The 23,342-nt window shown below is 56.7% G+C and carries 23 protein-coding genes; 10 read left to right on the top strand and 13 right to left on the bottom strand.

Annotated features, from left to right (window positions below; genetic code table 11):
- Positions 1 to 2 precede the first annotated feature (2 nt).
- On the bottom strand, positions 3 to 698 hold the full coding sequence (gene minC / locus EDY99_RS10790) for a septum site-determining protein MinC (RefSeq protein WP_033650952.1): 696 nt from the start codon (positions 696 to 698) through the stop codon (positions 3 to 5).
- Between the two features lie 136 nt (positions 699 to 834).
- On the opposite strand from minC, the gene EDY99_RS10785 reads away from it, so the two are divergent.
- The 4 genes from EDY99_RS10785 (at position 835) to EDY99_RS10770 (ending at position 3,442) form a co-directional block, all read left to right on the top strand.
- Positions 835 to 1,107, top strand: coding sequence for a YcgL domain-containing protein (locus tag EDY99_RS10785; protein ID WP_033643340.1), 273 nt, complete (start codon positions 835 to 837; stop codon positions 1,105 to 1,107).
- 28 nt (positions 1,108 to 1,135) lie between these two features.
- The gene (locus EDY99_RS10780; protein ID WP_046687238.1) at positions 1,136 to 2,158 is read left to right on the top strand and encodes a lytic transglycosylase domain-containing protein; all 1,023 of its coding nucleotides are present in this window, start codon (positions 1,136 to 1,138) and stop codon (positions 2,156 to 2,158) included.
- Between the two features lie 58 nt (positions 2,159 to 2,216).
- Positions 2,217 to 2,873: a fumarylacetoacetate hydrolase family protein gene (locus EDY99_RS10775; protein WP_033643338.1), complete on the top strand. Its 657-nt coding sequence runs from the start codon at positions 2,217 to 2,219 to the stop codon at positions 2,871 to 2,873.
- Between the two features lie 122 nt (positions 2,874 to 2,995).
- Positions 2,996 to 3,442, top strand: a complete 447-nt coding sequence (locus tag EDY99_RS10770; protein ID WP_025159803.1) for a YcgN family cysteine cluster protein — start codon at positions 2,996 to 2,998, stop codon at positions 3,440 to 3,442.
- 118 nt (positions 3,443 to 3,560) lie between these two features.
- On the opposite strand, the gene EDY99_RS10765 is transcribed toward EDY99_RS10770, so the two are convergent.
- From EDY99_RS10765 to nhaB, 3 genes are all read right to left on the bottom strand, one after another.
- A complete protein-coding gene (locus EDY99_RS10765) occupies positions 3,561 to 4,322 on the bottom strand; it encodes an aspartyl/asparaginyl beta-hydroxylase domain-containing protein (protein WP_033643337.1) in 762 nt (253 codons plus the stop codon).
- 649 nt (positions 4,323 to 4,971) lie between these two features.
- On the bottom strand, positions 4,972 to 5,502 hold the full coding sequence (dsbB, locus tag EDY99_RS10760) for a disulfide bond formation protein DsbB (RefSeq protein WP_033643335.1): 531 nt from the start codon (positions 5,500 to 5,502) through the stop codon (positions 4,972 to 4,974).
- A 120-nt stretch (positions 5,503 to 5,622) separates the two neighbouring features.
- A complete protein-coding gene (gene nhaB / locus EDY99_RS10755; RefSeq protein ID WP_033643334.1) occupies positions 5,623 to 7,188 on the bottom strand; it encodes a sodium/proton antiporter NhaB in 1,566 nt (521 codons plus the stop codon).
- 243 nt (positions 7,189 to 7,431) lie between these two features.
- On the opposite strand from nhaB, the gene fadR reads away from it, so the two are divergent.
- Positions 7,432 to 8,151: a fatty acid metabolism transcriptional regulator FadR gene (gene fadR / locus EDY99_RS10750; RefSeq protein WP_033643333.1), complete on the top strand. Its 720-nt coding sequence runs from the start codon at positions 7,432 to 7,434 to the stop codon at positions 8,149 to 8,151.
- Positions 8,152 to 8,208: 57 nt separating this feature from the next.
- Here the strand turns inward: fadR and EDY99_RS10745 are convergent, their stop codons facing one another.
- A complete protein-coding gene (locus tag EDY99_RS10745; protein ID WP_033643331.1) occupies positions 8,209 to 9,744 on the bottom strand; it encodes a SpoVR family protein in 1,536 nt (511 codons plus the stop codon).
- A 298-nt stretch (positions 9,745 to 10,042) separates the two neighbouring features.
- Here EDY99_RS10745 and zinT point away from each other — a divergent pair, with 298 nt between their 5' ends.
- Positions 10,043 to 10,693: a metal-binding protein ZinT gene (gene zinT / locus EDY99_RS10740; protein WP_033643330.1), complete on the top strand. Its 651-nt coding sequence runs from the start codon at positions 10,043 to 10,045 to the stop codon at positions 10,691 to 10,693.
- 46 nt (positions 10,694 to 10,739) lie between these two features.
- Here the strand turns inward: zinT and EDY99_RS10735 are convergent, their stop codons facing one another.
- Entirely contained in the window at positions 10,740 to 11,057 is a 318-nt protein-coding gene (locus EDY99_RS10735) for an antibiotic biosynthesis monooxygenase (RefSeq protein ID WP_033643329.1), read from the bottom strand.
- Between the two features lie 534 nt (positions 11,058 to 11,591).
- On the opposite strand from EDY99_RS10735, the gene EDY99_RS10730 reads away from it, so the two are divergent.
- Positions 11,592 to 12,896, top strand: coding sequence for a D-amino acid dehydrogenase (locus EDY99_RS10730; protein WP_046687235.1), 1,305 nt, complete (start codon positions 11,592 to 11,594; stop codon positions 12,894 to 12,896).
- Between the two features lie 76 nt (positions 12,897 to 12,972).
- A complete protein-coding gene (dadX, locus tag EDY99_RS10725; RefSeq protein WP_033643327.1) occupies positions 12,973 to 14,046 on the top strand; it encodes a catabolic alanine racemase DadX in 1,074 nt (357 codons plus the stop codon).
- An 8-nt stretch (positions 14,047 to 14,054) separates the two neighbouring features.
- On the opposite strand, the gene EDY99_RS10720 is transcribed toward dadX, so the two are convergent.
- The 3 genes from EDY99_RS10720 to EDY99_RS10705 form a co-directional block, all read right to left on the bottom strand.
- Entirely contained in the window at positions 14,055 to 15,248 is a 1,194-nt protein-coding gene (locus EDY99_RS10720; protein ID WP_033643326.1) for a Bcr/CflA family efflux MFS transporter, read from the bottom strand.
- A gap of 77 nt (positions 15,249 to 15,325) precedes the next feature.
- Positions 15,326 to 15,886, bottom strand: coding sequence for a 3'-5' exonuclease (locus tag EDY99_RS10715; protein WP_123061746.1), 561 nt, complete (start codon positions 15,884 to 15,886; stop codon positions 15,326 to 15,328).
- A 306-nt stretch (positions 15,887 to 16,192) separates the two neighbouring features.
- Complete coding sequence (locus tag EDY99_RS10705; protein WP_033643322.1) at positions 16,193 to 16,675, bottom strand: hypothetical protein; 483 nt, start codon at positions 16,673 to 16,675, stop codon at positions 16,193 to 16,195.
- A 225-nt stretch (positions 16,676 to 16,900) separates the two neighbouring features.
- Between EDY99_RS10705 and EDY99_RS10700 the strand changes: the two genes are divergently transcribed.
- On the top strand, positions 16,901 to 17,197 hold the full coding sequence (locus EDY99_RS10700; RefSeq protein WP_123061745.1) for a hypothetical protein: 297 nt from the start codon (positions 16,901 to 16,903) through the stop codon (positions 17,195 to 17,197).
- Positions 17,198 to 17,358: 161 nt separating this feature from the next.
- Here the strand turns inward: EDY99_RS10700 and EDY99_RS10695 are convergent, their stop codons facing one another.
- A complete protein-coding gene (locus EDY99_RS10695; protein ID WP_033634815.1) occupies positions 17,359 to 17,535 on the bottom strand; it encodes a GhoT/OrtT family toxin in 177 nt (58 codons plus the stop codon).
- An 874-nt stretch (positions 17,536 to 18,409) separates the two neighbouring features.
- On the opposite strand from EDY99_RS10695, the gene EDY99_RS10690 reads away from it, so the two are divergent.
- On the top strand, positions 18,410 to 19,099 hold the full coding sequence (locus EDY99_RS10690; protein WP_033643320.1) for an alpha/beta hydrolase: 690 nt from the start codon (positions 18,410 to 18,412) through the stop codon (positions 19,097 to 19,099).
- A 174-nt stretch (positions 19,100 to 19,273) separates the two neighbouring features.
- On the opposite strand, the gene EDY99_RS10685 is transcribed toward EDY99_RS10690, so the two are convergent.
- The 3 genes from EDY99_RS10685 to yeaG form a co-directional block, all read right to left on the bottom strand.
- Positions 19,274 to 19,504, bottom strand: a complete 231-nt coding sequence (locus EDY99_RS10685; protein WP_033643319.1) for a hypothetical protein — start codon at positions 19,502 to 19,504, stop codon at positions 19,274 to 19,276.
- A gap of 328 nt (positions 19,505 to 19,832) precedes the next feature.
- On the bottom strand, positions 19,833 to 21,101 hold the full coding sequence (locus tag EDY99_RS10680) for a YeaH/YhbH family protein (protein WP_033643318.1): 1,269 nt from the start codon (positions 21,099 to 21,101) through the stop codon (positions 19,833 to 19,835).
- Positions 21,102 to 21,233: 132 nt separating this feature from the next.
- Complete coding sequence (yeaG, locus tag EDY99_RS10675) at positions 21,234 to 23,168, bottom strand: protein kinase YeaG (protein ID WP_016927472.1); 1,935 nt, start codon at positions 23,166 to 23,168, stop codon at positions 21,234 to 21,236.
- Positions 23,169 to 23,342: the final 174 nt, after the last annotated feature.

Below are 23,342 nucleotides of genomic sequence, written 5' to 3'. Positions count from 1 at the left end.
GCTTAATTTAAAGGTTGTATGGTTAAAGCGTTATCCAACAGGCTGAGTCGTACGGCCTGCCCGACGTAATCGGACGGGATTTGGTCGCTCAACCAGTACTGCCCTGCGATAGAGACTAGCTCAGCCGCCAGGTGGGTGCAAAAAATCTGACATTGCGTGTCGCCTGACGCGCCTGCCAGCGCGCGACCGCGCATCATGCCGTAGACATGAATGTTGCCGTCGGCAATCAGTTCGGCGCCGGCGCTGACGCTGCTGGTCACGATAAGATCGCAGTTGCGGGCGTAAATCTGTTGGCCGGAACGGACAGGGGTGCTGATGATACGCGTTTTGGCGGGGGCGTTGTCCGCCACCACGGGCGCAGGTGCAGGCTCCGGCGCCGCCATTTTCTGGCCTCTGCCTTCGCTCAGCAACGGCAGCCCGGCACGGGCTATCGCGCGCTTTTGACGCTCATCTCTGCAACCGCTGATACCCACAACGCGCAGACCTGCCGCCGCGACAGCCTGTTGAAGTTCTTTCCAGTTCGCGTCGCCATCCAGCGTTGCGACGTTGATAACAACAGGGGCGTTTTTCAGAAAAGCGGGCGCTTGCTCAACTTTTTCCTGTAACGCCTGGCGTATTACCTCGGGCTGCGAATTATGCAAATGAACAACCGATAGGGTAAAACTGCTGCCTTTTAGCTCAATTGGCGATTGTGACATCTATCCTGACTCAGTCTCAGCAACTTTAAATCCCCGGAATACCACTCGGGGTGCGATATTCCGATGTACTATAAGCATGTTATAGTCAGAGTTATATCCAGGCAAGACGCTCCCTCAATTAAATAGAGTTAAAAAAATGCTTTGTGTGATCTATAGAAGCCCGAAACGCGATCAAACTTATCTTTATGTCGAAAAAAAAGACGATTTCTCTCGTGTGCCGGAAGCGCTGATGAAAAGTTTCGGCGTACCGCAATTCGCCATGATGCTTTCACTCGATGAACGCAAGAAATTGGCCTCGGCGGATATCGAAAAGGTGAAACAGGCGCTGAAAGACGAAGGTTATTACCTGCAGTTCCCGCCGCCGGTGGAAAACCTGCTCAATCAGCATTTGGCGGGCGACAAGGCCTGAGACCGCCGCCACGGTCAGGGGAGGCATGATGACACGTTCGGCGAGAAGTACCGCGTTGGCCGTTTGGCTGGCGCTGGGCGGTGCGATGATGCCGGGCGCACCGCAGGCGGCGCAGGAGACGACGCTGGCGACCAGCGGGCGCGATCCGGCGCAGTTCCCGGCGTATGTCGAGCAACTGAAGCGCCGGGCGCGGGAACAGGGCATCAGTCAGGCCACCCTTGACCGCGCCTTTGCGCAAATCCATTTCGTCGATCGGGTGATCAAGGCCGATCGCAATCAGCCGGAGCAGAAGATCACTTTGGACGATTACCTGCGGCGGGTGATGTCGCCCGCCAAGGTGCGGCAGGGGCGCGAACTGTACCGGCAGCGCCATGCGCAATGGCTGCGGGCCAGCGAACGCTATCGGGTGCCGGGGCGCTATATCATCGCGCTGTGGGGCATGGAGAGCGCCTATGGCAAGATCCAGGGGCGGGAGGACGTGGTGTCCGCGCTGGCGACGCTGGCGTTCGAAGGGCGCCGCGAGGCCTTTTTCAGCCGGGAGCTGCTGGCGGCGTTGCAGATAGTCGAACAGGGGCACGTTGGCGATACGTCGCTCAAAGGGTCCTGGGCCGGCGCGATGGGGCAATGTCAGTTTATGCCAAGCTCCTTCCTGCGCTATGCGGCGGACGGCGACGGTGACGGGCGCATCGATATCTGGAATAACATTGACGACGTTTTCGCGTCCACGGCCAGCTACCTGTCCAAAGAGGGCTGGCAGCCCGGCATCGGTTGGGGGCGCGAGGTCAAACTGCCCGCCGGCTTCAATCGAGCCGAACTGGGCCTGAAAGACGCGCAGGCGCGCAGCGTCAACGACTGGCAGAAACGCGGCGTGCGCCGTGCGGATGGCCGCGCGTTGCCGCACGCCGTGCAGCGCGGCTGGATCATCGCGCCGGATGATCTGCAGGGGCGGACCTTCCTGGTCTATGATAATTTCCGCACCCTGATGCACTGGAATCGCTCTTACTATTTCGCTATCGCCGTGGGTATGATGGCAGACGCGATCGGGCATTGATCCGGCACACCAATAATCGGCTTGGCGCGCCAAGCCTCTACAGTTTGGGAGAAGCGGTATGTATCAACACAGAGACTGGCAGGGTTCGCTGCTCGATTTCCCGGTGAACAAGGTGGTCTGCGTCGGCAGCAACTACGCCGATCACATCAAGGAAATGGGCAGTGCGGTGTCCGTCGAGCCGGTGGTGTTTATCAAACCGGAGACGGCGTTATGCGATATCCGCCAGCCGGTGGCCATCCCTAAAGAGTTCGGTGCGGTGCATCATGAGGTAGAGCTGGCGGTACTGATCGGCACGCCGTTGAAGCAGGCCAACGAAGATCGCGTGGCGCGTGCGATTGCCGGTTACGGCGTGGCGCTTGATCTGACGCTGCGCGATCTGCAAGCCGGTTTTAAAAAGGCCGGTCAGCCCTGGGAGAAGGCCAAGGCCTTCGACGGGTCTTGTCCGATGTCGGGGTTTATCCCGGTGGCGGAATTCGGCGATCCGCAAAACGCCGAGCTGTCGTTGACGGTCAACGATCAACTGCGCCAGCAGGGCAATACGCGTGACATGATCACGCCGATCCTGCCGCTAATCAGCTACATGAGCCGTTTCTTCACGCTGCGCGCCGGCGACATCATCCTGACCGGCACGCCGCAGGGCGTAGGCCCGATGGCTTCCGGCGACATGCTGAAAATCAGTCTGAACGGTAAAGCGCTCAGCACCCGGGTGATCTGATCGCTGTTCGCCGCCGGCATCGTCGGCGGCAAAACTTGCATCTCGCGGCTAAAATGTCTATATAGTCCCCCCTCGAACCTGTGCGCAGGTGAGTTATCCATTTACCGAAACCGGACGCTAACATGTCACAACTCGCTTTTTGGCAACAGAAAACGCTGGCGGAAATGTCAGAACAAGAGTGGGAATCGCTGTGCGACGGGTGCGGGCAATGCTGTTTGAATAAGCTGATCGACGAAGATACCGACGAGATTTATTTTACCAACGTAGCCTGCAACCAGCTCAACATCAAATCCTGCCAATGCCGTAACTACGAGCGGCGCTTCGAGCTGGAAGAGGACTGCATCAAATTGACGCGCGAAAACCTCACCACCTTCGATTGGTTGCCGCCGACCTGCGCCTATCGCCTGATCGGCGAAGGCAAGCCGCTGTTCCCCTGGCACCCGTTGCTGAGCGGCTCCAAGGCGGCGATGCACGGTGAGCGCATCACGGTGCGGCATATCGCGGTGCGCGAGAGCGAAGTGGTGGACTGGCAGGACCATATCCTCAACAAGCCGGACTGGGCCAGATAACGCCGGCCCCCTTGCGCAGCAAGGCGCGTTTTCATGCAAGAGGGCGGCGTGTCAGGACACGCCGCCCTCTGCAATTGCGCTAACCGGCAGGCGTGAGGTTATGGCATAAGCCGTCACTTCACTCCTTTTTGTCGCGGCGGCGCCAGTTGGCCAGATTTTTCAGCGGCTGCTTCACGTAAGGGCTGGCTTTAATCAGGCTGAACAGCAGTTTATTTACCGCCGTCCCCACTTTGTCCATCGGCCGGTCGATATCGAGAAACAGCACCGCACGCAGTTCGTCGGTATCATTGCGCACCTCGTGTTCATAAGAGTCATCAAACAAAATGACCTTGCCTTCATCCCAGTGCAGGATCTGATCGTCGACGCGGATCCAGAGCTTTTCCCGATCCTTTGGCACGATCAATCCCAAATGCGCGCGCACCACGGCACGAGTCGGGCCTTTGTGGGGGACGATGTGATAGTGCGGCTTAAGAATCGAGAACATGGCGGTGCGCATGCCGGGGATCTCGCTGACCGCCTGTGCGGTGTGCGGACAAATGGCGCAGTTCTCATCAACGCGCTGCCCGTAGACAAATAGCCCGAAGGTTTTCCAATTATCCCCTTTGGAGATGCGTTTCTGATCCGGTGATATTTGGTGGAACGCGGGGATGTCCTCCGGATGCTCCAGTAACCGATCCAACTCCTGGCGAATGGCAGGCCAACGGGCTTCCAGCGCCGTCACCCAATTAAATTCATGATTACCGATCCGCGGCGTGGTGGAGATGAGCGAATGGCGAGTCTGAAATTCGCCGTTCCAGCGCAGGAATTTTTTCCCTGCTTTGAGCAGCATGCGCCGCAGGAACGGGCGCTGAGACGTGGGGGGAAAGGTGCTATCCGGCATAAATCGTGTCCTTGATATCATTGGCCTACTGCATTCAGCATAAGGAAAGAATCACGGACGATTTTAATCATTAGTGCGCGAACGTTGGCCGATGAGTGATACCGCGCAGAGTTAAATTTGAATGATTTATTTAAAGGCAGCGGGGACTGACGGTTGGGGGAGAAGGAAAAAAGCCCCTGCAAAGATGAGGGGCAAGACACACAACAACACCAGGGAAATCGGTAGTACTCACTTTGCCGATACTATAAGGATTTTATGGGCAAACTTCACCAAAATATTGTGCTCTGAATGTGACAAAGACGCAGTCGTTCATAAATAACGGTAATTTATTGATGCCCGCAGGCCGTGAGGAAAGTGCCTGCACAGCATGTGTTGGCCCGCTGGCAACGCAGAAGTTTAATGTTATGTAAATTACGCGCTTAATCGAGCCAGGATGCTTCTTTTTAAACGATAAGTTGGGTAATTTGGCCGCTCTCCCGCAAGTTCGAGAGCATAACAATGAAAATGGTCCGTCTGTTTGCCGTAGCTGGGGCACTGATCGTGCTCGTTTACTTCCTTACACATACCTGAAATGGGGTTATCTCTGAATTCAACAGTAATACCCTAAAAAAACGGCGCCCTGAGGCGCCGTTTTTTGTTTGTTGGCCTATCAGCGGCCGAACAAATCGCGGCGGCGTGGGCGAACAAATTGCGCGATCAGCACAATCAGCGCCACCAGCAGATAGGCACCGAAGATACCCACCAGCCACTGTGGCATTTCCAGCGTCAGGAACTGCCATTGACGCACGGAACAGTCACCGGAAGCGTGGAACACCGCAGGCAGCCATTTATCCAGCGGCAGCCAGGACGGGAAGCTGACGAAGAAATCGCAGGTATTGAACGGCGAGGGGTGCAGTTGGATCATGGTGTGTTTCCACGCCAGCTGTACGCCTTCCCAGGCGCTGTAGATCCACAGCAGGATCGCCACATAGCGCAGCGGCGTTTTCGGCGCGATGGCGCCCACCAGTGAGGCGCCGAGGATGCCGAACAGCGCGCAACGCTCGTAAATGCACATGACGCAGGGCTGCAGCAGCATAACGTGCTGGAAATAGAGCGCGACCAGTTCCAACACCAACGCTGTCAGGGCCATCAGCAGCCAGGCGCCGCGTCCTTGTGAACAGCGGTTAAAGAATTGCAACATATCTAGATTCTTCCATGCAGTAAGCAATTGAACCGGCAGTGTAAACCAATTCCCCCTCGCTGCCAGCCACCTGGGCCGGTTTCAGCGTAAAAATAGTCGGTTTACCCTGCCGGCGCCGCATCAGTGGCCGATGGCGTCGACAGGCGGCAGCGTCAGCCAGTGCCACTGTGTCAACAGTTCGGTCGCCGGCTCCAGCGTGAACTGTACGCACAGCAGGCCGACCACGGTCAATACGATCGTATAAGGCAGGGCCATCCACACCATGCGGCCATACGACAGACGCACCAGCGGCGCCAAGGCCGACGTCAAAAGGAACAGGAACGCCGCCTGGCCGTTAGGGGTCGCGACCGAAGGCAGGTTGGTGCCGGTATTGATGGCGACCGCCAACAGTTCGAACTGTTTCAGCGCAATGGCGCCGGTTTCCAGCGCGGTGCGCGCTTCGTTGATGTAAACCGTGCCGACGAATACGTTGTCGGAAACCGACGACAGCAGACCGTTGAACAGGTAGAACAGCGAAAGCTGAGAAGCGGGCTCGGCGCGCAGTACAAACTGGATCACCGGGCTGAACAGGTGTTGCTCAATGATCACGGCCACCACGGTGAAAAATACCGTCAGCAGGGCGGTGAACGGCAGCGCCTCTTGGAACGCTTTGCCGATGGCGTGTTCGTCGTTCACGCCGCACAGCGATGTGGCGAGAATGATGACCGACAGGCCGATCAGCCCAACTTCCGCCAGGTGGAAGGCCAGCGCCAGCACCAGCCAAACGCCGATCAGCGCCTGCATCACCAGCTTGAGCCTTTCTTGCTTGCTGCGGCCTGCGGTGGCCTTGCGATCATACTCTTTCAGCACCTCACGCACCGCTTCCGGCAGTGGCGTGCCGTAGCCAAACAGGCGAAAACGCTCTACCAGCCAGCAGACCAGCAGGCCGCATGCCAGCACCGGCAAAGTGACCGGCGCCATCCGCAGGAAGAAGTCGATAAAGCCCCAGCCCGCGCTTTTGGCGATGATCAGGTTCTGTGGCTCGCCCACCATGGTCATGACTCCGCCGAGCGCGGTGCCGACGCCGGCGTGCATCAGCAGGCTGCGCAGAAAGGCGCGGAATTGCTCCAGCGTCTGCTTGCGCTCTTCGCCGGTGAAATCGCTGTCATCGCCGATGTCGCCGTCGGAGCGGTTCGACGTCACATTGTGATAGATGGAATAGAACCCCGTGGCGACGCTGATCACTACCGCGACGACCGTTAGCGCATCGAGGAAGGCGGAAAGGAAGGCGGCCGCCAGGCAGAACGCCAGCGACAGCAGCGTTTTCGAGCGGATATTGAGCAGCAGTTTGGTGAACACGAACAGCAGCAGTTGCTTCATAAAGTAGATGCCGGCCACCATAAAGACCAGCAGCAGCAGCACTTCCAGATTGTGTTCGATTTCTTGCGAAACCTGCGCCGGGCTGGTCATGCCGATGGCCACGGCCTCCAGCGCCAGCAGGCCGCCCGGCAGCAGCGGGTAACATTTCAACGCCATCGCCAGGGTAAAGATGAACTCGATCACCAACAGCCAACCCGCGAGAAACGGGCTGGCGAAAAAGAACACCAGCGGGTTGATCGCCAGGAAAATGAGAATGGTCAGTTTGTACCAGTCGGGAGATTGCCCCAGGAAGTTTTTGAGCAGGGCGCTGCGCAGGGTTGTTTCCATTGTCCTTTATGCATCCTTAAATCAGTCGTAGCACGTACCCTAACAACGCGGCGGGGGCGGGCGCAACCGGAGCTTGTTTTACGGCGGCAAATTTCTCAGGGCCGGTGTTTTTGCGCGTTTTTTGCCACTTTATGCACACTTTCGTTTATTGTTTTTCGCTCACGCTATGTCATGTCTGTGTGATCTGGTATGATGAGCTGATTACTTTTACTGATTTTATCGTCGCAACGGAACGTCAAACACATGGTCATAAAGGCGCAGAGTCCTGCCGGTTTCGCGGAAGAGTACATTATTGAGAGTATTTGGAATAATCGCTTCCCCCCTGGCTCTATTTTGCCCGCGGAGCGTGAGCTTTCGGAGTTGATTGGCGTCACGCGCACCACGTTACGTGAAGTGTTGCAACGTCTGGCCCGCGATGGCTGGTTGACCATACAGCATGGTAAACCGACCAAAGTGAACAATTTCTGGGAAACGTCCGGCCTCAATATCCTTGAGACCGTGGCTCGTCTCGATCACAAAAGCGTCCCGCAGCTGATCGATAACCTGCTGTCCGTGCGTACCAATATCGCGTCGATCTTTATTCGCGCTGCGGTGCGCAATCATCCTGAGCAGGCGCAGGAAGTGCTGGCGAAAGCCGCCGAGGTGGAAGATCAGGCGGATGCCTTCAATGTCCTGGACTATGAGATCTTCCGTGGTCTGGCGTTCGCTTCCGGCAACCCGATCTATGGCCTGATTTTCAACGGCCTGAAAGGGCTGTACACCCGCGTGGGCCGTTACTACTTCTCCAACCCGGAAGCGCGCAAGCTGGCGCTGACCTTCTACAGCAAGCTGTCTACGCTTTGCCATGAGAAGCTGTACGACCAGGTGATGGACACCGTGCGCAACTACGGTAAAGACAGCGGGGCGATTTGGCAGAGCATGCAGGGCACCATGCCGAGCGATCTGACCGAAGCGCGCCGCTGATGCCGTGCGAATGACATAATAAGGGCGCCGTGTTGGCGCCCTTTGTCGTTATGGCGGTTACAGCGGCGTAGGCCGCGGCGGGCAGCGGTCGAGCAATTCCACGCTGCCGTCTTCGTTTTGCTGCTCGAGGATCACGTCGAAGCCCCACAGGCGATGCAGGTGCTTCAACACGTCGCGGCGGCTCTTATCGAGCGGCGCGCGCTCCTGCGGGATGTAGCGCAGCGTCAGCGAACGGTCGCCGCGCAGGTCTACGTTCCAGATCTGAATGTTCGGCTCGTGGTTGCTCAGATTGTATTGAGCCGACAGCTCCTGGCGGATTGCCCGGTAGCCCGCTTCGTTATGGATCGCGGCAATTTCCAGGTAGTTGTTGCGATCGTCGTCCAGCACGGTAAACAAGCGGAAGTCGCGCATCACTTTGGGCGACAGGAACTGGCTGATAAAGCTCTCATCCTTAAAGTCGCGCATGGCGAAGTGCAACGTGTCCAACCAGTCTTTACCGGCGATGTCCGGGAACCAGTAGCGATCTTCCTCGGTCGGCGATTGGCAGATGCGCTTGATGTCCTGGAACATGGCGAAGCCCAGCGCGTAGGGGTTGATGCCGTTATAGTATGGGCTGTTGTACGGCGGCTGATAAACCACGTTGGTGTGGCTGTGCAAAAACTCCAGCATGAACCGCTCGGTCACCCGGCCTTCGTCGTAAAGATGGTTAAGGATGGTGTAGTGCCAGAAGGTCGCCCACCCCTCGTTCATTACCTGGGTCTGTTTTTGCGGGTAGAAATATTGGCTGACTTTGCGCACGATGCGCAGCACCTCACGCTGCCACGGTTCCAGCAGCGGCGCATTCTTCTCGATAAAATAGAGGATATTTTCCTGCGGTTCGCTCGGATATCGGCGCGCCTGCTCAGGCGACTCTTCGCGCTCGACGCGTGGCAGGGTCTTCCACAGCGTATTCACCTGGCTTTGCAGATACTCTTCGCGGCTTTTCTGGCGCGCTTTTTCTTCCACCAAAGAGATTTTTTGCGGGCGTTTGTACCTGTCGACCCCGTAGTTCATCAGCGCATGGCAGGAGTCCAGCAGCCGTTCCACTTCTTCGACGCCGTAGCGTTCTTCGCACTGGCTGATGTAGTGGCGAGCAAACAGCAGGTAATCGACGATGGAGCTGGCGTCGGTCCAACTGCGGAACAGGTAGTTATTCTTGAAGAACGAGTTGTGGCCATAGCAGGCGTGCGCCATCACCAGCGCCTGCATGGTGATGGTGTTCTCCTCCATCAGGTAGGCGATGCAGGGATTGGAGTTGATGACGATTTCATACGCCAGCCCTTGCTGGCCCTGTTTGTAGCGCTGCTCGGTTTCGATGAATTTTTTGCCGAAGGACCAATGGGTATAGTTGATCGGCATGCCGACGCTCGAATAGGCGTCCATCATCTGTTCTGAGGTGATCACCTCGATCTGATGGGGGTAGGTGTCGAGCCGGTAATGCTTGGCGACGCGGTCGATCTGCTCCAAATACACCTGCAGCAGTTCGAACGTCCAGTCCGGTCCATCGCTCAGACGTTTATCATCCTTAACCTTGTCATGTGTTGAAGTAGTCATCAGCGCACCCTCATTATTCACGGGCCTTGCTCAAACGGCAGACCCTGTAACAAGCATAGTTCAAGTCATAATTAACCATTGCAAATCAGTGAAATAAAAATGCCGGTACGCAAAGGGGCGAACGGCGGTCGATCCGGCGCCCGTCCCGGCAGAAGGCGGTGCAACACCGCGCATCTTCTCCGAGTATAGCCCTGCGGCAGGGGCGTGCAACACATTGCCTGCTGTGCGACAGGGATTGAAAACTGTTATGTTATATTGTAACTTTTCATTTTTCTCAATAACGGACAAGGAGCGCGTTTTGACGAGGCATTTGGGCAAATTGGCAGTGGCGCTGGCGGCGCTGTTCATCAGTGGGCAAACGTTGGCTCACGGGCATCATTCACATGGTAAGCCGCTGACGGAAGTGGAAAAAAAGGCGGAGGGAGGCGTGTTCGACGATAAAGACGTCAAAGATCGCGACCTGGCGGATTGGGAGGGCGTATGGCAATCCGTGTATCCGTATCTGATCAATGGGGATCTTGACCCGGTGTTCAAGAAGAAAGCGGCGCAGGATAAGAGCAAAACCTTCGCAGAGGTGAAGGCGTATTACCGCAAAGGTTACGCCACCGATGTGGATACCATTGGCATTGAGAACGGTATCATGGAATTTCACCGTGGCGACCAATCCAGCGCCTGTCAGTACAAGTACGCCGGGCATAAGATCCTAACGTATGTCTCCGGTAAGAAAGGCGTGCGTTATCTGTTCGAGTGCCAGGATGCCGACAGCCAGGCGCCGAAATTCGTACAGTTCAGCGATCACATTATCGGGCCGCGCAAATCGGCGCATTTCCATATCTTTATGGGCAACACGTCGCAGGAGGCGTTGCTGAAAGAGATGGATAACTGGCCGACCTACTACCCATTCCAGCTGCAGACCAAAGAAGTCGTGGACGAGATGCTGCATCATTGATGCTTCTCTCTTCTGCCACCACAAGCCCGCACGCGTGGGCTTGTGGTCAGTCGAACGACCTGATTTGCAGGTAATCGTCCGTGACGTCCATTTCAAATAGCGTTTCATCCGCCAATAAAGTGGCGCGCATACGATCCCGAGCCGCTCGGTACCGTTCATCCAGCTGAATATCACCGGCGTTTTCCCATGCCGAGCGGCTTGGCCACTGCGCATAGCCGATATATTTGCCGTTCACCTCCCGATGCAGGCGCGAGCCCAGGCTGCCGCGTTGCTGATAGATGCCCTGCGTCAATTCAAGCCAGGCCTGGCGAAAAGCGTGTTCGTGTCCGGTTTTGACTGAGAACTGATAGAGAGCGATGAACATGCGAGGTTCTCCTGAATAGCGACAGTATGAACTCTGGGCGCGGCTGGGGGCTTGAACGTTCATATCGTGCTGCAGCGAAAACAAGATGGCGCCACAGTGAACGCCGCTTTATTCCAACAGTAAAAATAAGGCTATTAAGGGCTGAAAATTTACGCGATTTTTCTGCTGCAGCGGGTGGTGCCGTTATTTGCCAGTTGTTTTGGTATTTTTTGTTTTTGTGGTTTTTTATTCTATTTATAGGTTAGCTGATATTTTTATATTCTGTTAAATCCATGTTGCTTATCACGCCAATTTTCCATGACATCAATGATAGCAATGCTAGCGAATCAGGGGTGACCTCGCGCCATAAACCCCCTTAAACCGTATCTTATCGCTATTTTCTGGCGGCTATTGCAAATGCGCGGGCCATCGACGATAAATTAATTGTGAATATTGTCACGTTTGATGACGAAGTTGTTGGACGGATTTTTTCACTGAGTTAATTTCCTGTTAGCAGAAGATTGTGCTTTGTGAAGCCTTGGGCTGGAGTCAGCGATGCGAGTGGTAATTTTAGGTAGTGGAGTGGTGGGCGTAGCCAGTGCCTGGTATTTGGCGAAGGCTGGGCATGAGGTGACGGTGATCGATCGTCAGCCTGGCCCGGCACTGGAAACCAGCGCGGCGAACGCCGGGCAGATTTCACCGGGCTATGCCGCTCCCTGGGCGGCGCCGGGCGTGCCGCTGAAGGCCATTAAGTGGATGTTCCAACGCCATGCGCCGCTGGCGATCCGTCTCGACGGCAGCAGCTTCCAGCTGAACTGGATGTGGCAGATGCTGAAAAACTGCAACACCGAACACTACATGACCAACAAAGGCCGCATGGTGCGCCTGGCGGAATACAGCCGCGACTGCATCAAGGCGCTGCGGCAGGAAACCGGCATCCAGTACGAAGGCCGTCAGGGCGGCACGCTGCAGCTGTTCCGCACCCAACAACAGTTCGAAAACGCCGCGAAAGATATTGCGGTATTGGAAGATGCCGGAGTGCCTTACCGATTGCTGGAGGCCGGCCAACTCGGCAGCGTTGAGCCTGCGCTGGCGCAGGTGGCGCACAAGCTGACCGGCGGCCTGCAGTTGCCGAACGACGAAACCGGCGATTGCCAACTGTTTACGCAACAGTTGGCGAAGATGGCTGAGCAGGCGGGCGTGACCTTCCTGTTCAACCGCAGCGTAGACCGTCTGTTGGTGGAGGGGGACAAGATCGCCGGCGTACAGTGCGGCGAGGAAGTGTTCAAAGCCGATAGCTATGTGGTGGCGTTCGGTTCGTACTCCACGGCGCTGCTGCGCGGCCTGGTGTCTATTCCGGTTTACCCGCTCAAGGGCTATTCGCTGACGATCCCTATCGTCGATGAGGCGGCGGCGCCATTCTCTACGGTACTGGATGAGACGTATAAAATCGCCATCACGCGCTTCGACCAGCGCATTCGCGTCGGCGGCATGGCGGAGATCGTCGGTTTCAATACTCAGCTGGAGCAAAAGCGGCGAGAAACGCTGGAGATGGTGGTGCGCGATCTCTACCCGAACGGCGGCAGAGTGGAAGAGGCGACGTTCTGGACCGGCTTGCGCCCGATGACGCCGGACGGCACGCCGATCGTCGGCCGCACCTCGTTGAAAAACCTGTACCTCAACACCGGGCATGGCACGCTCGGCTGGACCATGGCCTGCGGTTCCGGGCAGTTGTTGTCCGATCTGATGTCCGGCATTACGCCGGCAATCCCTTCCGATGACCTGGCGGTGGCGCGTTACAGCGCCGGATTTCGCCAGCAACACGCGGTTCCGCTGAACGACGTGCATCCCGCACGTTAATCGTCGACGCTGTCATAGACTTTTTCGGCCACGCGCAGGCGCGCGTGGCCGCTGTACGCTGCCCCAAGGAGAAGCGATGCCCCGTCCGATAACCGCCACGATGCATCTCGGTGCAATTGAAAACAACCTGCAGGTGGTGCGCCGTTTCGCCCCCGGCGCCAAAGTCTGGGCGGTGGTCAAGGCCAACGCCTATGGCCACGGCATCAAACACGTTTGGCGCAGCATGGCGCACACCGACGGCTTCGCCATGCTGGATCTGGCCGAAGCGGTGTTGCTGCGCGAGTCCGGTTGGCAGGGGCCGATCCTGTTGTTGGAAGGCTTCTTCCAGCGACAGGATCTGGCCTTGCTCGATCGTTATCGCCTGACGACGGCGGTGCACAGCGACTGGCAACTGGCGGCGATCGCCGACGCAAAGCTGAGTGCGCCGCTTGATGTCTATCTGAAAGTGAACAGCGGCATGAATCGGCTGGGGTTTGCGCCCGAGCGCCTGCATGAGGTGTGGCGCAGGGCGCAGGCTGTCGCCAATATTGCCGAGCTTACGCTGATGAGTCACTTCGCCACCGCCGACGGGCCGGAAGGCGTAACTCAACAGATGGCCACCATCGAGGCGGCGGCGGCCGATGTACCGCTGCCGCGTTGCCTGGCCAACTCGGCCGCTACGCTGTGGCATCCTGCGACCCACGGCAGCTGGGTGCGCCCTGGGATCATTCTCTATGGCGCTTCGCCGAGCGGATGCTGGAACGATATCGCATCGACGGGGTTGCAGCCGGCGATGACGCTGAGCAGCGAGATCATCGGCATTCAGCAGCTGAAGTCTGGAGATCGCGTGGGCTACGGTGGCCGTTACAGCGCCGCCGGCGCGCAGCGTATCGGCGTGGTGGCCTGCGGTTATGCCGACGGCTATCCGCGTCATGCGCCGACCGGAACGCCGGTATGGGTCGATGGCGTGCTGACACGCACCCTGGGAACGGTATCGATGGATATGCTGGCGGTGGATTTGACGCCCTGTCCCCACGTTGAACTGGGCGCCGAGGTGGAGCTGTGGGGAAAACGCCTGCCGGTGGACGAGGTGGCCACGGCGGCAGGGACGTTAGGCTATGAACTGTTGTCGGCGTTGGCGGCACGGGTGCCGGTCGTTACCGAAGCCTGAGCCGCGGCTCAGGCGACTTTTCTGATCTGTCCTTTAATCTGCTTGCTGAGCCGCCGCGCGTGCAGCGCCAGCAGGCAGCCCGCCAGCATGACCAAAGCCAGCGACAGCTTCGGTTGCAGCGGCAGCGCCATCGCCAGCAGCCCCAGCGCGGCGCCCCCGGCCATCTGTACGAAACCGACCAGTGCGGACGCGACGCCGGCCTCATTGGAGTACGGTTCCAGCGCATAGCTGGTGGCCGGGCCCATCACGAACGCCAACCCGGCGCAGGCGCTGGCGACCGGCAGCATATACGCCAGCCAGTGCGCTTGCGCCGCCGCGGGAAGCCACATGACGCCCAGCAGCAGGCCCAGGCAGCCCAACCCCATCAAAATGCCGCCGGTCGCCAGACAAACCGGGCGGCCGACTTTGTGGATGATGCGGTTAGCGAAGAAGCTGACCAACATGATCCAGAAGCCGTTGGCGCCGAACACCAACGAGAATTGCAGCGGAGTCAGGCCCGCAGTGCCCATCAGCACGTTAGGCGCCAGAGAAACGTAGGTCAGTGCCATGCCCATCGCCCCGGAGTTCACCACCGCGAAAGAGAGGAAACGCCGTTCGCTGAGGATGCGCGCGTATTGGCGCACCGGCAGCCCTTTGACCGGCACGGTGTCGGCGGGGCGAGTTTCCGGCAGGCGCAGCGCGATGAGCACCAACACCAGCAGCGCGTAACTGGCCAGGAACCAAAAGGGCGCGCGCCAGCCGAAGGCTTCGGCGAGCAGGCCGCCGAGCAGCGGCGCCAATGCCGGGATGATGTTCAGCGTGCCGTTGAGAAAGCCGAAGGCGCGGGCGGCGTCGTCGCCATTCAGCCGATCGCGCACGCCGCTGAAGGCGACGACGGCGGTGCAACAGACCGCAACCCCTTGCAACAGGCGCGACGCGATGAAGATCGTCGGGCTGGTGGCCAGTGCCGCCATTGCCGCGCCGATCGTGTAGAGAATAATGCCGGCCAGCGCCACCGGTTTGCGGCCATAGTTATCCACCAACGGACCGGCGATGATTTGACCGAGGCCGAGCACCAGAATAAACAGCGAAATGGTGGATTGGATCAGCGCTTCACTGCTGCCCAGGCCGGCGGCGATGGCGGGAATGGTGGGCAGATAGAGATCGATGCCCAATGGGCCGAGCAGCACCAGGCTGAGAAGCAGAAACAGGAACTTTTGCATAGCAGGAAAGGCACGTCCGAGTGACAAAGAGGGCTAGAGTAGAGATTCTGGCGGCAAATGAAAAGGGGCAAAGCGGGTCAGCTCTGCGCTCCCGGGCGGAGATAAAGCGCCGAGACGGTATCGGCCACATAACGGGCCTGATGGCGAGCGTCATCCAACGCGCGATGCGGCATGCCTTCGAACGGACGGGTCTTTTTCGGGTTAAAGCCGTGCAGTTCCGCCAGCGTTATCACCGTGCGCACATCCTGGGTATCCCAGAATTTCCACGGACAGGGCATCTCCAACTGCTGGAAGGCGTGTTCGAGGATCGCGCAGTCGAACTCTTTACCGTTACCCCAGACCTTTACCGTATCGGTGCTGTTCATATGGATAAAACGGCTGAGACTGCTCAGCACGCGCTTGAGGCTCTCGGTGCCGCCGAAGGCCAGCTTGCGCGCTTCATCGGATTGTTTCGCCCACCAGGCAACCGTGTCCAGGCTTATGGTTCGCCCCGGCTGATCTTTCTGGCTGCTGACGGCGGCCTCGAATTCGGCGCCAAGTTCCCCGGTGCGGGGATCGAAAAACACCGCCGCGACCACCAAAATCACGGCGCTGGGTTTTATATCCAGGGTTTCAATGTCTAACATCAGATGGTGCATCGGCGTTTCCGGTGGTTGGCGTGGTGGCTTAATGTTACTACAGAACGTGCGACGATGCGGCCAGTGCGCACATGAAATCCTTTTAAAGCGCCTCGTTCAGGTTATGATGCTGGAGATACTCTTGTCAGGTTGGTCGCTATCGGTGAGAACGCTTATCTTTATTTTGTGCATGGTTGGCTACTTGCTGCTGCTGGGCTACCTTAGCGTGTTCGTCACGGACAAGATCTGTGAGAAGGCAGGCAACTACACCAAAATATGCCGCATCGTAGACATTTCAGAGCCCCATATCCCCAGATAGCACCGCGTTTAGCCGAGGTAATCGGTGGTGATCAGCGGGGTCAGGATCGCTGCCAGCGCCGCGAGCGTCGTCCATTGCCGCCAGCCTAGGCGAGCCAGCCAGTCATGCCGCTGTGGCGGCGTGGCCAGCTGCCCGACGGCCACGGTGCCGGTCAGCAGCAGCGTCAGAATCAGCAGCACTAGGCCACGGCTCACCAACGTGAACTCAATGTGCAGCACATTGGCGTAATACAGGCGCATCAGAATAAAATAGCCCAACAAGATCCAGGCGAAAACGACGTTTTTCTTGAGCACCTGTTGCAACATCAGCGCGAGAAACAGGCTGTGAAACAGCGATAGCAGCGGGGCTTCGATCGGATGCCGAACGCAGACGTTGTAGACCGCCATGTAAATGTTGAAAACCAGCAGGATATAGATCACGTAAATATACCAGCCGTAGATCACTTTGAGTTTTTTGGCGCTCGGCGGCAGGGAGAGTGCGTCCGGTTTCATTAGGGCCTCCTGATGACGCCACGCAAACGCTGCAGTTGAAGGCGGCGCGTCGGCATCGTAATTTATAATCCACAGGGTATATATCACCCGAGCGCTAAATGAGAATTAAACGCTGAACCGGCTTTATTCCTACGTTTGCGCGGAACTATTTTTGGCCCGCAGGGTCGATTGGCGAGCGATCGCCAGGCGATTCTCGCACTGAGATGAAGCAAGCAATACGCTGATATGAAAGATTATAAAAACACGCATGGCACCAGGCTGCTGCTGATATTCACCCTGGCGTTTTACATCCTGTTGCCGCCTGTGCTGACCGCCTGCGTCTTCATCCGTTTCAATCTTAATCCCTTCGCGATCGTCAAATTCTTGCACTTTAATCCGTTCTTCGCCGATCGGGGCATACCCGGTTATCAGACTTTCCTCTACCTGCTGATGCTTTGGTTGGGGGGGAATATTTTACTATGGCTGATGGTATGGGGCTTGGGGCGGCTGTACCGCCGTTGGCGATCGCGGCGCGGCGAATAGTCTACCCCCCAAGTAAAACATTACGCGGGGAAATGGCCTTTCATTTAACAATGCGCCGTATCGTCACTTGTTTCGCCGGTGAGGGGGCAGCGTCGTCGGCTGACCCATTCCATTAGCGCGGCTGTTTAAAAGCATCCGTGGCGGCACAGCCGGTTAGGGCGTTAGAACAGCGAAAACAGCAAGACGACCGGCAGACTCAACGGCCAGGTTAACCCGATGGTCAGCGCGCTGATGCAACGAATTTTGACGGTGTCCCTGCTTACCAGGTAGGTGAAAATCATTGAAACTAACAGACCAATAAAATAACAGTATTGCGTTGCAACCCACAGCGACGACATGAAACTCGATCCCAGTTGTATTTTTACGCGCGAATTTTAGGAGCTTGGCGGGCGATAATCAATGACCGAAGGCCGTTAATTCATGCCTTTATCCATAAGAATGCATAATTTATTTCTATAAAGAATGTAAGGTTATTAACGGCTTTATGCTTATTACGAAAAGAAATCAACAACATAGTTACCGGTAACATTTTAAGGTTGTCAGCCTGATTTCAGGCGGGAACGGTGTGAAGAAGGAAAATAGTCATTCAGACGTCCGGAAACGCGACGAGGTTATAACTCATAAATATTATTGATGTTTTAGTGGGCGAGCAGACGAAGGCGAGATCGCGTTGCGCCGGCGAGCTTTGGGGGGCTTTTTAGCTGTCGGCGGGCGAATGATGGGATAGAAACATGCGGGGAGAGGGGGTTTTTAGCGCATCGTCCGGATGCGCTGCCGGTCAGCCAGGAAGGGGGGTTTGGTGTTGCTGTAGGTTTAATGAATGTTAAGACCGTAGACGAACAGCCACGAAAACAGCAGCGCCAGCAGGCATGTCATCAATACGATGGAGATCATTTCCTTCACAACTTCATTCCTTTTCCCAGTGAACCAAATTTACTTGTCTTTGTTTTTGCGTGGGATTTTAGATCGGTATGGGTAAAAATCCTAGTTTTAATCCCGTTTGTTGCACTGCCGCCACGGCGTACGCTGCCTCGGCAAGTCATGACGACGCCTGTAAACCGAGCGCCTTAACCCGTCGTAGCTATTGCCGAATGCCGCAGTGATAACTATATAAATGGAGATCGCGCGACGTCGCCGGTTGCAAGGCGCGTCCCTGTAGGGCCGCTGTTGATCTGTCTACAGCGCCTCCAAATGAGATGAAGAGGTCGGCAAATGAGCACAAAACCAACCATCGTGCTGGTGCACGGATTCTGGGGCGGCGCCGCGCACTGGAGTAAGGTGATTATCGAGTTGTCGCGCAGGGGCTATTCGGCGATTCATGCGGTGGAAATGCCGCTGACCTCACTGGCTGAGGATGCGGAACGGGCGCGCAAGATGGTCGCGCAGCAAGCGGGACCGGTATTGTTGGTGGGGCACTCTTACGGTGGCGCGGTGATCACGGAAATGGGCAACCAGCCTAACGTGGTCGGCCTGGTCTACATTGCCGCGTTTGCGCCGGATGCCGGTGAAAGCCCCGGTGGCATTACGCAAGCGCATCCTCCTGCGGCAGTCGCGAATCTGATTCCTGACAGCGATGGTTATCTGTGGATCAAGAACGACAAGTTTCACGAAAGCTTTTGCCAGGATCTTACCGCCGACGAGGCTCTGGTGATGGCGGCGACGCAGAAGGCGCCATTGGCCGATACCTTCGGCAACCCCCTCGGTGAGCCCGCCTGGAAACATAAACCGTCGTGGTATCAACTCTCCAGCGACGACCGCATGATAGCGCCGGAGAACCAACGGCGTATGGCGCAGCGGCTGCAGGCTAAGAAAGTCATGGTGCTGAAGGCCAGTCATGCCTCGCTGGTTTCCCATGCCGATGACGTGGCGGGATTGATTGACGAAGCGGCCGGTTCAAAATAAAACCCGGGCAGAAACGCGCTTCGGGCCAAAAAAGAGGCACCTTGCGGCAAAGGAGTGCTGCGCTTCACATTAGGGATAAGCGCTGATATCGCTGCCGGAGTTCATTATTAACAGCATAATCAACACCACGACGGCGGCAATAATGGCGTAGATTTCCGCCTTGCGCATATCGATCTAGCGCCCGTTAACGCCGATCATTTCTATTGCCGCGCGATGCAATTTTTGAAAATACTCGTCGTGCTGTTGTTCAACTTCCTGAATAAGACTGGCCAGCAGATTCTGTTTGGTGATCGGTTTGTTGGCGATGAGCACCAGCAGCACGCTTTTGCCGAGCAGGCAGCAGATTTGCTTATGGTATTCATCAACATCATTCTTGTTGAGGCCATAGAGGGTGTAATCGATCATGGTGTCTAACCTGCTGACAGGTAAATTGCCCGCCGAAGCGGGCTGAGAAGCCATAGAAAATAAAATGAGTCAAATTTCGCTTAGGGTGGAACCCGATGCGTGTGTTAACGATAACTGAATGGGAATATTCCCATCAAGACGCATGAGGGAGGATGTGAAGGTTTAGGAATAACCTCAGAAGAAATAATAATAGAGGTCGTCATTCGGGATAATGCGGCTTATTATTTTGCCGGTGAAGGTCAAAATTTATGTGTGAGGGATATATCAGGGTGAAAAAGAAACAGCCGGAAAACGGGTTCTCCGGCTGCTATGATTACCGCGATATTATTCACGCGGTCTGTTTGCGGAACAGTTCGCGGAATACCGGATAGATATCGTCCGGTTCGCGGATATGCTGCATGGCGAAGTTGTCGAATTTCGCTTGCAGATCTTCGTATTCGCGCCACAGCGTTTGGTGAGCGCGGCGAGTGATTTCGATGTAGCTGTAGTACCGCACCATTGGCAGGATCTTCTTCGCCAACAGCTCGTGACACAGCGGTGAATCGTCGGCCCAGTTGTCTCCGTCCGACGCCTGCGCGGCGTAGATATTCCATTGCGCCGGATCGTAACGCTCTTCGACCACGTCGTTCATCAGTTTCAATGCGCTGGAGACGATGGTGCCGCCGGTTTCCTGCGAATAGAAGAACTCCTGCTCGTCCACCTCTTTCGCCTGGGTGTGATGGCGAATATAGACCACCTCGACGTTTTTGTAGGTTCGGCTCAGGAACAGATAAAGCAGAATGTAAAAACGTTTGGCCATGTCTTTGGTGGCCTGATCCATCGAACCGGATACGTCCATCAGGCAGAACATCACCGCCTGGCTGGAGGGCTCCGGCCGACGCTCGTAGTTTTTGTAACGCAGATCGAAGGTGTCGATAAACGGCACGCTTTCGATTTTCTTGCGCAGTTCGGCAATCTCTTTGCGCAGCCGCTCTTCTTCCAGCAGTTGCACCGGCTCGGTGTTTTCCAACTGGGTCAGCGCGTCTTCCAGTTCGTGCAACGCGCGCCTTTTACCGGCGGTCATGGCGGTACGCCGCGCCAGCGAGTTTTGCAGCGAACGCACGACGCTGATGTTGGCCGGCACGCCGTTAGCGGTATAGCCGGCGCGGTGGGTTTTGAACTCGGTCAGCTGCTTGTACTGATTCTTTTTCAGGTTGGGCAGGGCGAGATCCTCGAACAAAAGATCGAGGTACTCGTCTTTGGATATCTGGAAGACGAACTCATCCTGGCCTTCACCGTCCTGGCTGGCGTTGCCCTGGCCGCCGCCACCGCCTGCGCCGCCCTGAGGCCGTTCGACGCGATCGTTCTGCACGAAGTGGTCATTGCCCGGGTGAACGCGATGGCGCGTGCCGCCGCGCCCCTGATGAAACATCGGTTCGTTGATATCGTCAGTGGGGATAGAGACTGACTCCCCGCTGTCTACGTCGGTGACCGAACGCTTGTTGATGGCTTCGGCAATCGACTGTTTGATTTGCGACTTGTAACGGCGCAAGAAGCGCTGGCGGTTCACCGTGCTCTTGTTTTTGCCGTTCAGCCGCCGGTCAATGAAATAGGCCATACTTCCCCCAAACGACGTTGCCAACTCTTCATGTCCCGGCCGCGGCAGCGCAATGTGTCAGCCCCTCCGTGGGCTGCGCTGCAACGTCCATGACTATGGACATGGCCCTGATAATGCCGCTTACCTGAGGCGTTATGAGGATTTTCTGACCCGCAGATACCATTCACACAGCAGGCGCACCTGCTTGCGGGTATAGCCTTTCTCCATCATGCGATCGACGAAGTCGTCGTGTTTTTTCTGCTCGTCCGTCGATGTTTTGGCGTTGAACGAAATCACCGGCAACAGTTCTTCGGTATTGGAGAACATCTTTTTCTCAATCACGGTGCGCAGCTTCTCGTAGCTGGTCCAGTTCGGGTTGCGGCCGTTGTTGTTGGCGCGGGCGCGCAGCACGAAGTTCACGATTTCGTTGCGGAAATCTTTCGGGTTGCTGATCCCGGCCGGTTTTTCAATTTTCTCCAGTTCGGCGTTCAGGGACTCGCGGTCGAACAGCTGGCCGGTGTCGGGATCGCGATACTCCTGATCCTGGATCCAGAAGTCGGCATAGGTGACGTAGCGGTCAAAAATGTTCTGTCCGTATTCCGAGTAGGATTCCAGATAGGCGGTCTGGATCTCTTTGCCGATAAACTCGGCGTATTTCGGGATCAGATAGCCTTTCAGGTGCTCCAGGTATTTCTCCGCCAAATCCTGCGGGAACTGTTCGCGCTCGATCTGCTGTTCCAGCACATAGAACAGGTGCACCGGGTTGGCTGCCACCTCGGCGTGATCGAAGTTGAATACCCGCGAGAGGATTTTAAAGGCGAAACGGGTGGAGAGGCCGTTCATGCCTTCGTCAACCCCGGCGTAGTCGCGGTATTCCTGATAGGACTTGGCTTTCGGGTCGGTATCTTTGAGACTTTCACCGTCATACACGCGCATTTTCGAGTAGATGCTCGAGTTTTCGGGCTCTTTCAGCCGCGACAGCACGCTAAAGCGCGCCAGCGTTTCCAGCGTGCCCGGCGCGCAGGGCGCATGGGTCAGCTCACTGTGATCCAGAAGCTTGTCGTAAATTTTGATCTCTTCCGACACGCGCAGGCAGTAAGGCACCTTGACGATATACACGCGGTCGAGGAACGCTTCGTTGTTCTTGTTGTTACGGAAGGTCACCCACTCGGATTCGTTGGAGTGCGCCAGAATAATGCCGCTGAACGGCAGGGCGGAGATGCCTTCGGTGCCGTTGTAGTTGCCTTCCTGGGTTGCGGTCAGCAGCGGATGCAGCACCTTGATCGGCGCTTTGAACATCTCGACGAATTCCATAATCCCCTGGTTGGCGCGGCACAGGGCGCCGGAATAGCCGTAGGCGTCCGGATCGTTCTGCGCGTGGTTCTCCAGTTTACGGATGTCCACTTTACCGACCAGTGCCGAGATGTCCTGGTTGTTCTCATCGCCCGGCTCGGTTTTGGCGATGGCGATCTGTTCCAGAATGGAAGGGCGCACTTTCACGACTTTAAACTTAGTGATATCGCCACCAAACTCATGCAGGCGCTTCGCCGCCCACGGCGACATGATGGTGCCGAGATAGCGACTTGGGATATTGAACTCTTTTTCCAGGATCGTGGCATCTTCCTGCGGATTGAACAGGCACAGCGGATGATCGTTGACCGGGCTGCGTTCGCCGTTGGCGCTGAGGGTGTAGATGGGCACGCGCTGCATCAGCGCTTTCAGACGTTCCGCCAGCGAGGACTTGCCGCCGCCCACCGGGCCCAGCAGGTAAAGGATCTGTTTCTTCTCTTCCAGGCCCTGAGCGGCGTGTTTCAGGTAAGATACGATCTGTTCGATGGCCTCTTCCATGCCGTAGAACTCTTCGAAGGCCGGATAGCGTGCGATCACGCGGTTGGAGAACAGGCGCGACAGGCGTGATTCTAGCGCAGTGTCGACCATCACAGGTTCACCGATAGCCATCAGCAGACGTTCGGCCGCGTTGGCATAGGCACTGCGATCTTGCCGGCAAATGGTAAGAAATTCCTGCAGTGTGAACTCTTCGTCCTTGGCAGCTTCGTAGCGCTGGCGATAGTGGTCAAATATGTTCATGATGCCCGTCCTTTCGTTATTAGCACAGGTTAAAGAGAGCGTGTGATAGTGTTCTGGCTCCCGAAAGATGAGAATACGCCTGAGTACAGCAACCCGTATGCCAACTTGGTGCGCTTATTATCGCGAGTTGCGCTGTATGCCACTGGGCCCAGGATAAATTCACCTTCTGATTTA

This window comes from Serratia sp. LS-1 (assembly GCF_003719595.1).
Classification (GTDB): domain Bacteria; phylum Pseudomonadota; class Gammaproteobacteria; order Enterobacterales; family Enterobacteriaceae; genus Serratia; species Serratia ureilytica.
This window is presented reverse-complemented; position numbering and strand designations above follow the sequence as displayed.

Excerpts from the sequence above, each read along its gene's own strand:
- minC (WP_033650952.1), bottom strand. The coding sequence starts at position 698 with ATGTCACAATCGCCAATTGAGCTAAAAGGCAGCAGTTTTACCCTATCG.
- EDY99_RS10785 (WP_033643340.1), top strand. The coding sequence starts at position 835 with ATGCTTTGTGTGATCTATAGAAGCCCGAAACGCGATCAAACTTATCTT.
- EDY99_RS10780 (WP_046687238.1), top strand. The coding sequence starts at position 1,136 with ATGACACGTTCGGCGAGAAGTACCGCGTTGGCCGTTTGGCTGGCGCTG.
- EDY99_RS10775 (WP_033643338.1), top strand. The coding sequence starts at position 2,217 with ATGTATCAACACAGAGACTGGCAGGGTTCGCTGCTCGATTTCCCGGTG.
- EDY99_RS10770 (WP_025159803.1), top strand. The coding sequence starts at position 2,996 with ATGTCACAACTCGCTTTTTGGCAACAGAAAACGCTGGCGGAAATGTCA.
- EDY99_RS10765 (WP_033643337.1), bottom strand. The coding sequence starts at position 4,322 with ATGCCGGATAGCACCTTTCCCCCCACGTCTCAGCGCCCGTTCCTGCGG.
- dsbB (WP_033643335.1), bottom strand. The coding sequence starts at position 5,502 with ATGTTGCAATTCTTTAACCGCTGTTCACAAGGACGCGGCGCCTGGCTG.
- nhaB (WP_033643334.1), bottom strand. The coding sequence starts at position 7,188 with ATGGAAACAACCCTGCGCAGCGCCCTGCTCAAAAACTTCCTGGGGCAA.
- fadR (WP_033643333.1), top strand. The coding sequence starts at position 7,432 with ATGGTCATAAAGGCGCAGAGTCCTGCCGGTTTCGCGGAAGAGTACATT.
- EDY99_RS10745 (WP_033643331.1), bottom strand. The coding sequence starts at position 9,744 with ATGACTACTTCAACACATGACAAGGTTAAGGATGATAAACGTCTGAGC.
- EDY99_RS10735 (WP_033643329.1), bottom strand. The coding sequence starts at position 11,057 with ATGTTCATCGCTCTCTATCAGTTCTCAGTCAAAACCGGACACGAACAC.
- EDY99_RS10730 (WP_046687235.1), top strand. The coding sequence starts at position 11,592 with ATGCGAGTGGTAATTTTAGGTAGTGGAGTGGTGGGCGTAGCCAGTGCC.
- dadX (WP_033643327.1), top strand. The coding sequence starts at position 12,973 with ATGCCCCGTCCGATAACCGCCACGATGCATCTCGGTGCAATTGAAAAC.
- EDY99_RS10720 (WP_033643326.1), bottom strand. The coding sequence starts at position 15,248 with ATGCAAAAGTTCCTGTTTCTGCTTCTCAGCCTGGTGCTGCTCGGCCCA.
- EDY99_RS10715 (WP_123061746.1), bottom strand. The coding sequence starts at position 15,886 with ATGCACCATCTGATGTTAGACATTGAAACCCTGGATATAAAACCCAGC.
- EDY99_RS10705 (WP_033643322.1), bottom strand. The coding sequence starts at position 16,675 with ATGAAACCGGACGCACTCTCCCTGCCGCCGAGCGCCAAAAAACTCAAA.
- EDY99_RS10700 (WP_123061745.1), top strand. The coding sequence starts at position 16,901 with ATGAAAGATTATAAAAACACGCATGGCACCAGGCTGCTGCTGATATTC.
- EDY99_RS10695 (WP_033634815.1), bottom strand. The coding sequence starts at position 17,535 with ATGTCGTCGCTGTGGGTTGCAACGCAATACTGTTATTTTATTGGTCTG.
- EDY99_RS10690 (WP_033643320.1), top strand. The coding sequence starts at position 18,410 with ATGAGCACAAAACCAACCATCGTGCTGGTGCACGGATTCTGGGGCGGC.
- EDY99_RS10685 (WP_033643319.1), bottom strand. The coding sequence starts at position 19,504 with ATGATCGATTACACCCTCTATGGCCTCAACAAGAATGATGTTGATGAA.
- EDY99_RS10680 (WP_033643318.1), bottom strand. The coding sequence starts at position 21,101 with ATGGCCTATTTCATTGACCGGCGGCTGAACGGCAAAAACAAGAGCACG.
- yeaG (WP_016927472.1), bottom strand. The coding sequence starts at position 23,168 with ATGAACATATTTGACCACTATCGCCAGCGCTACGAAGCTGCCAAGGAC.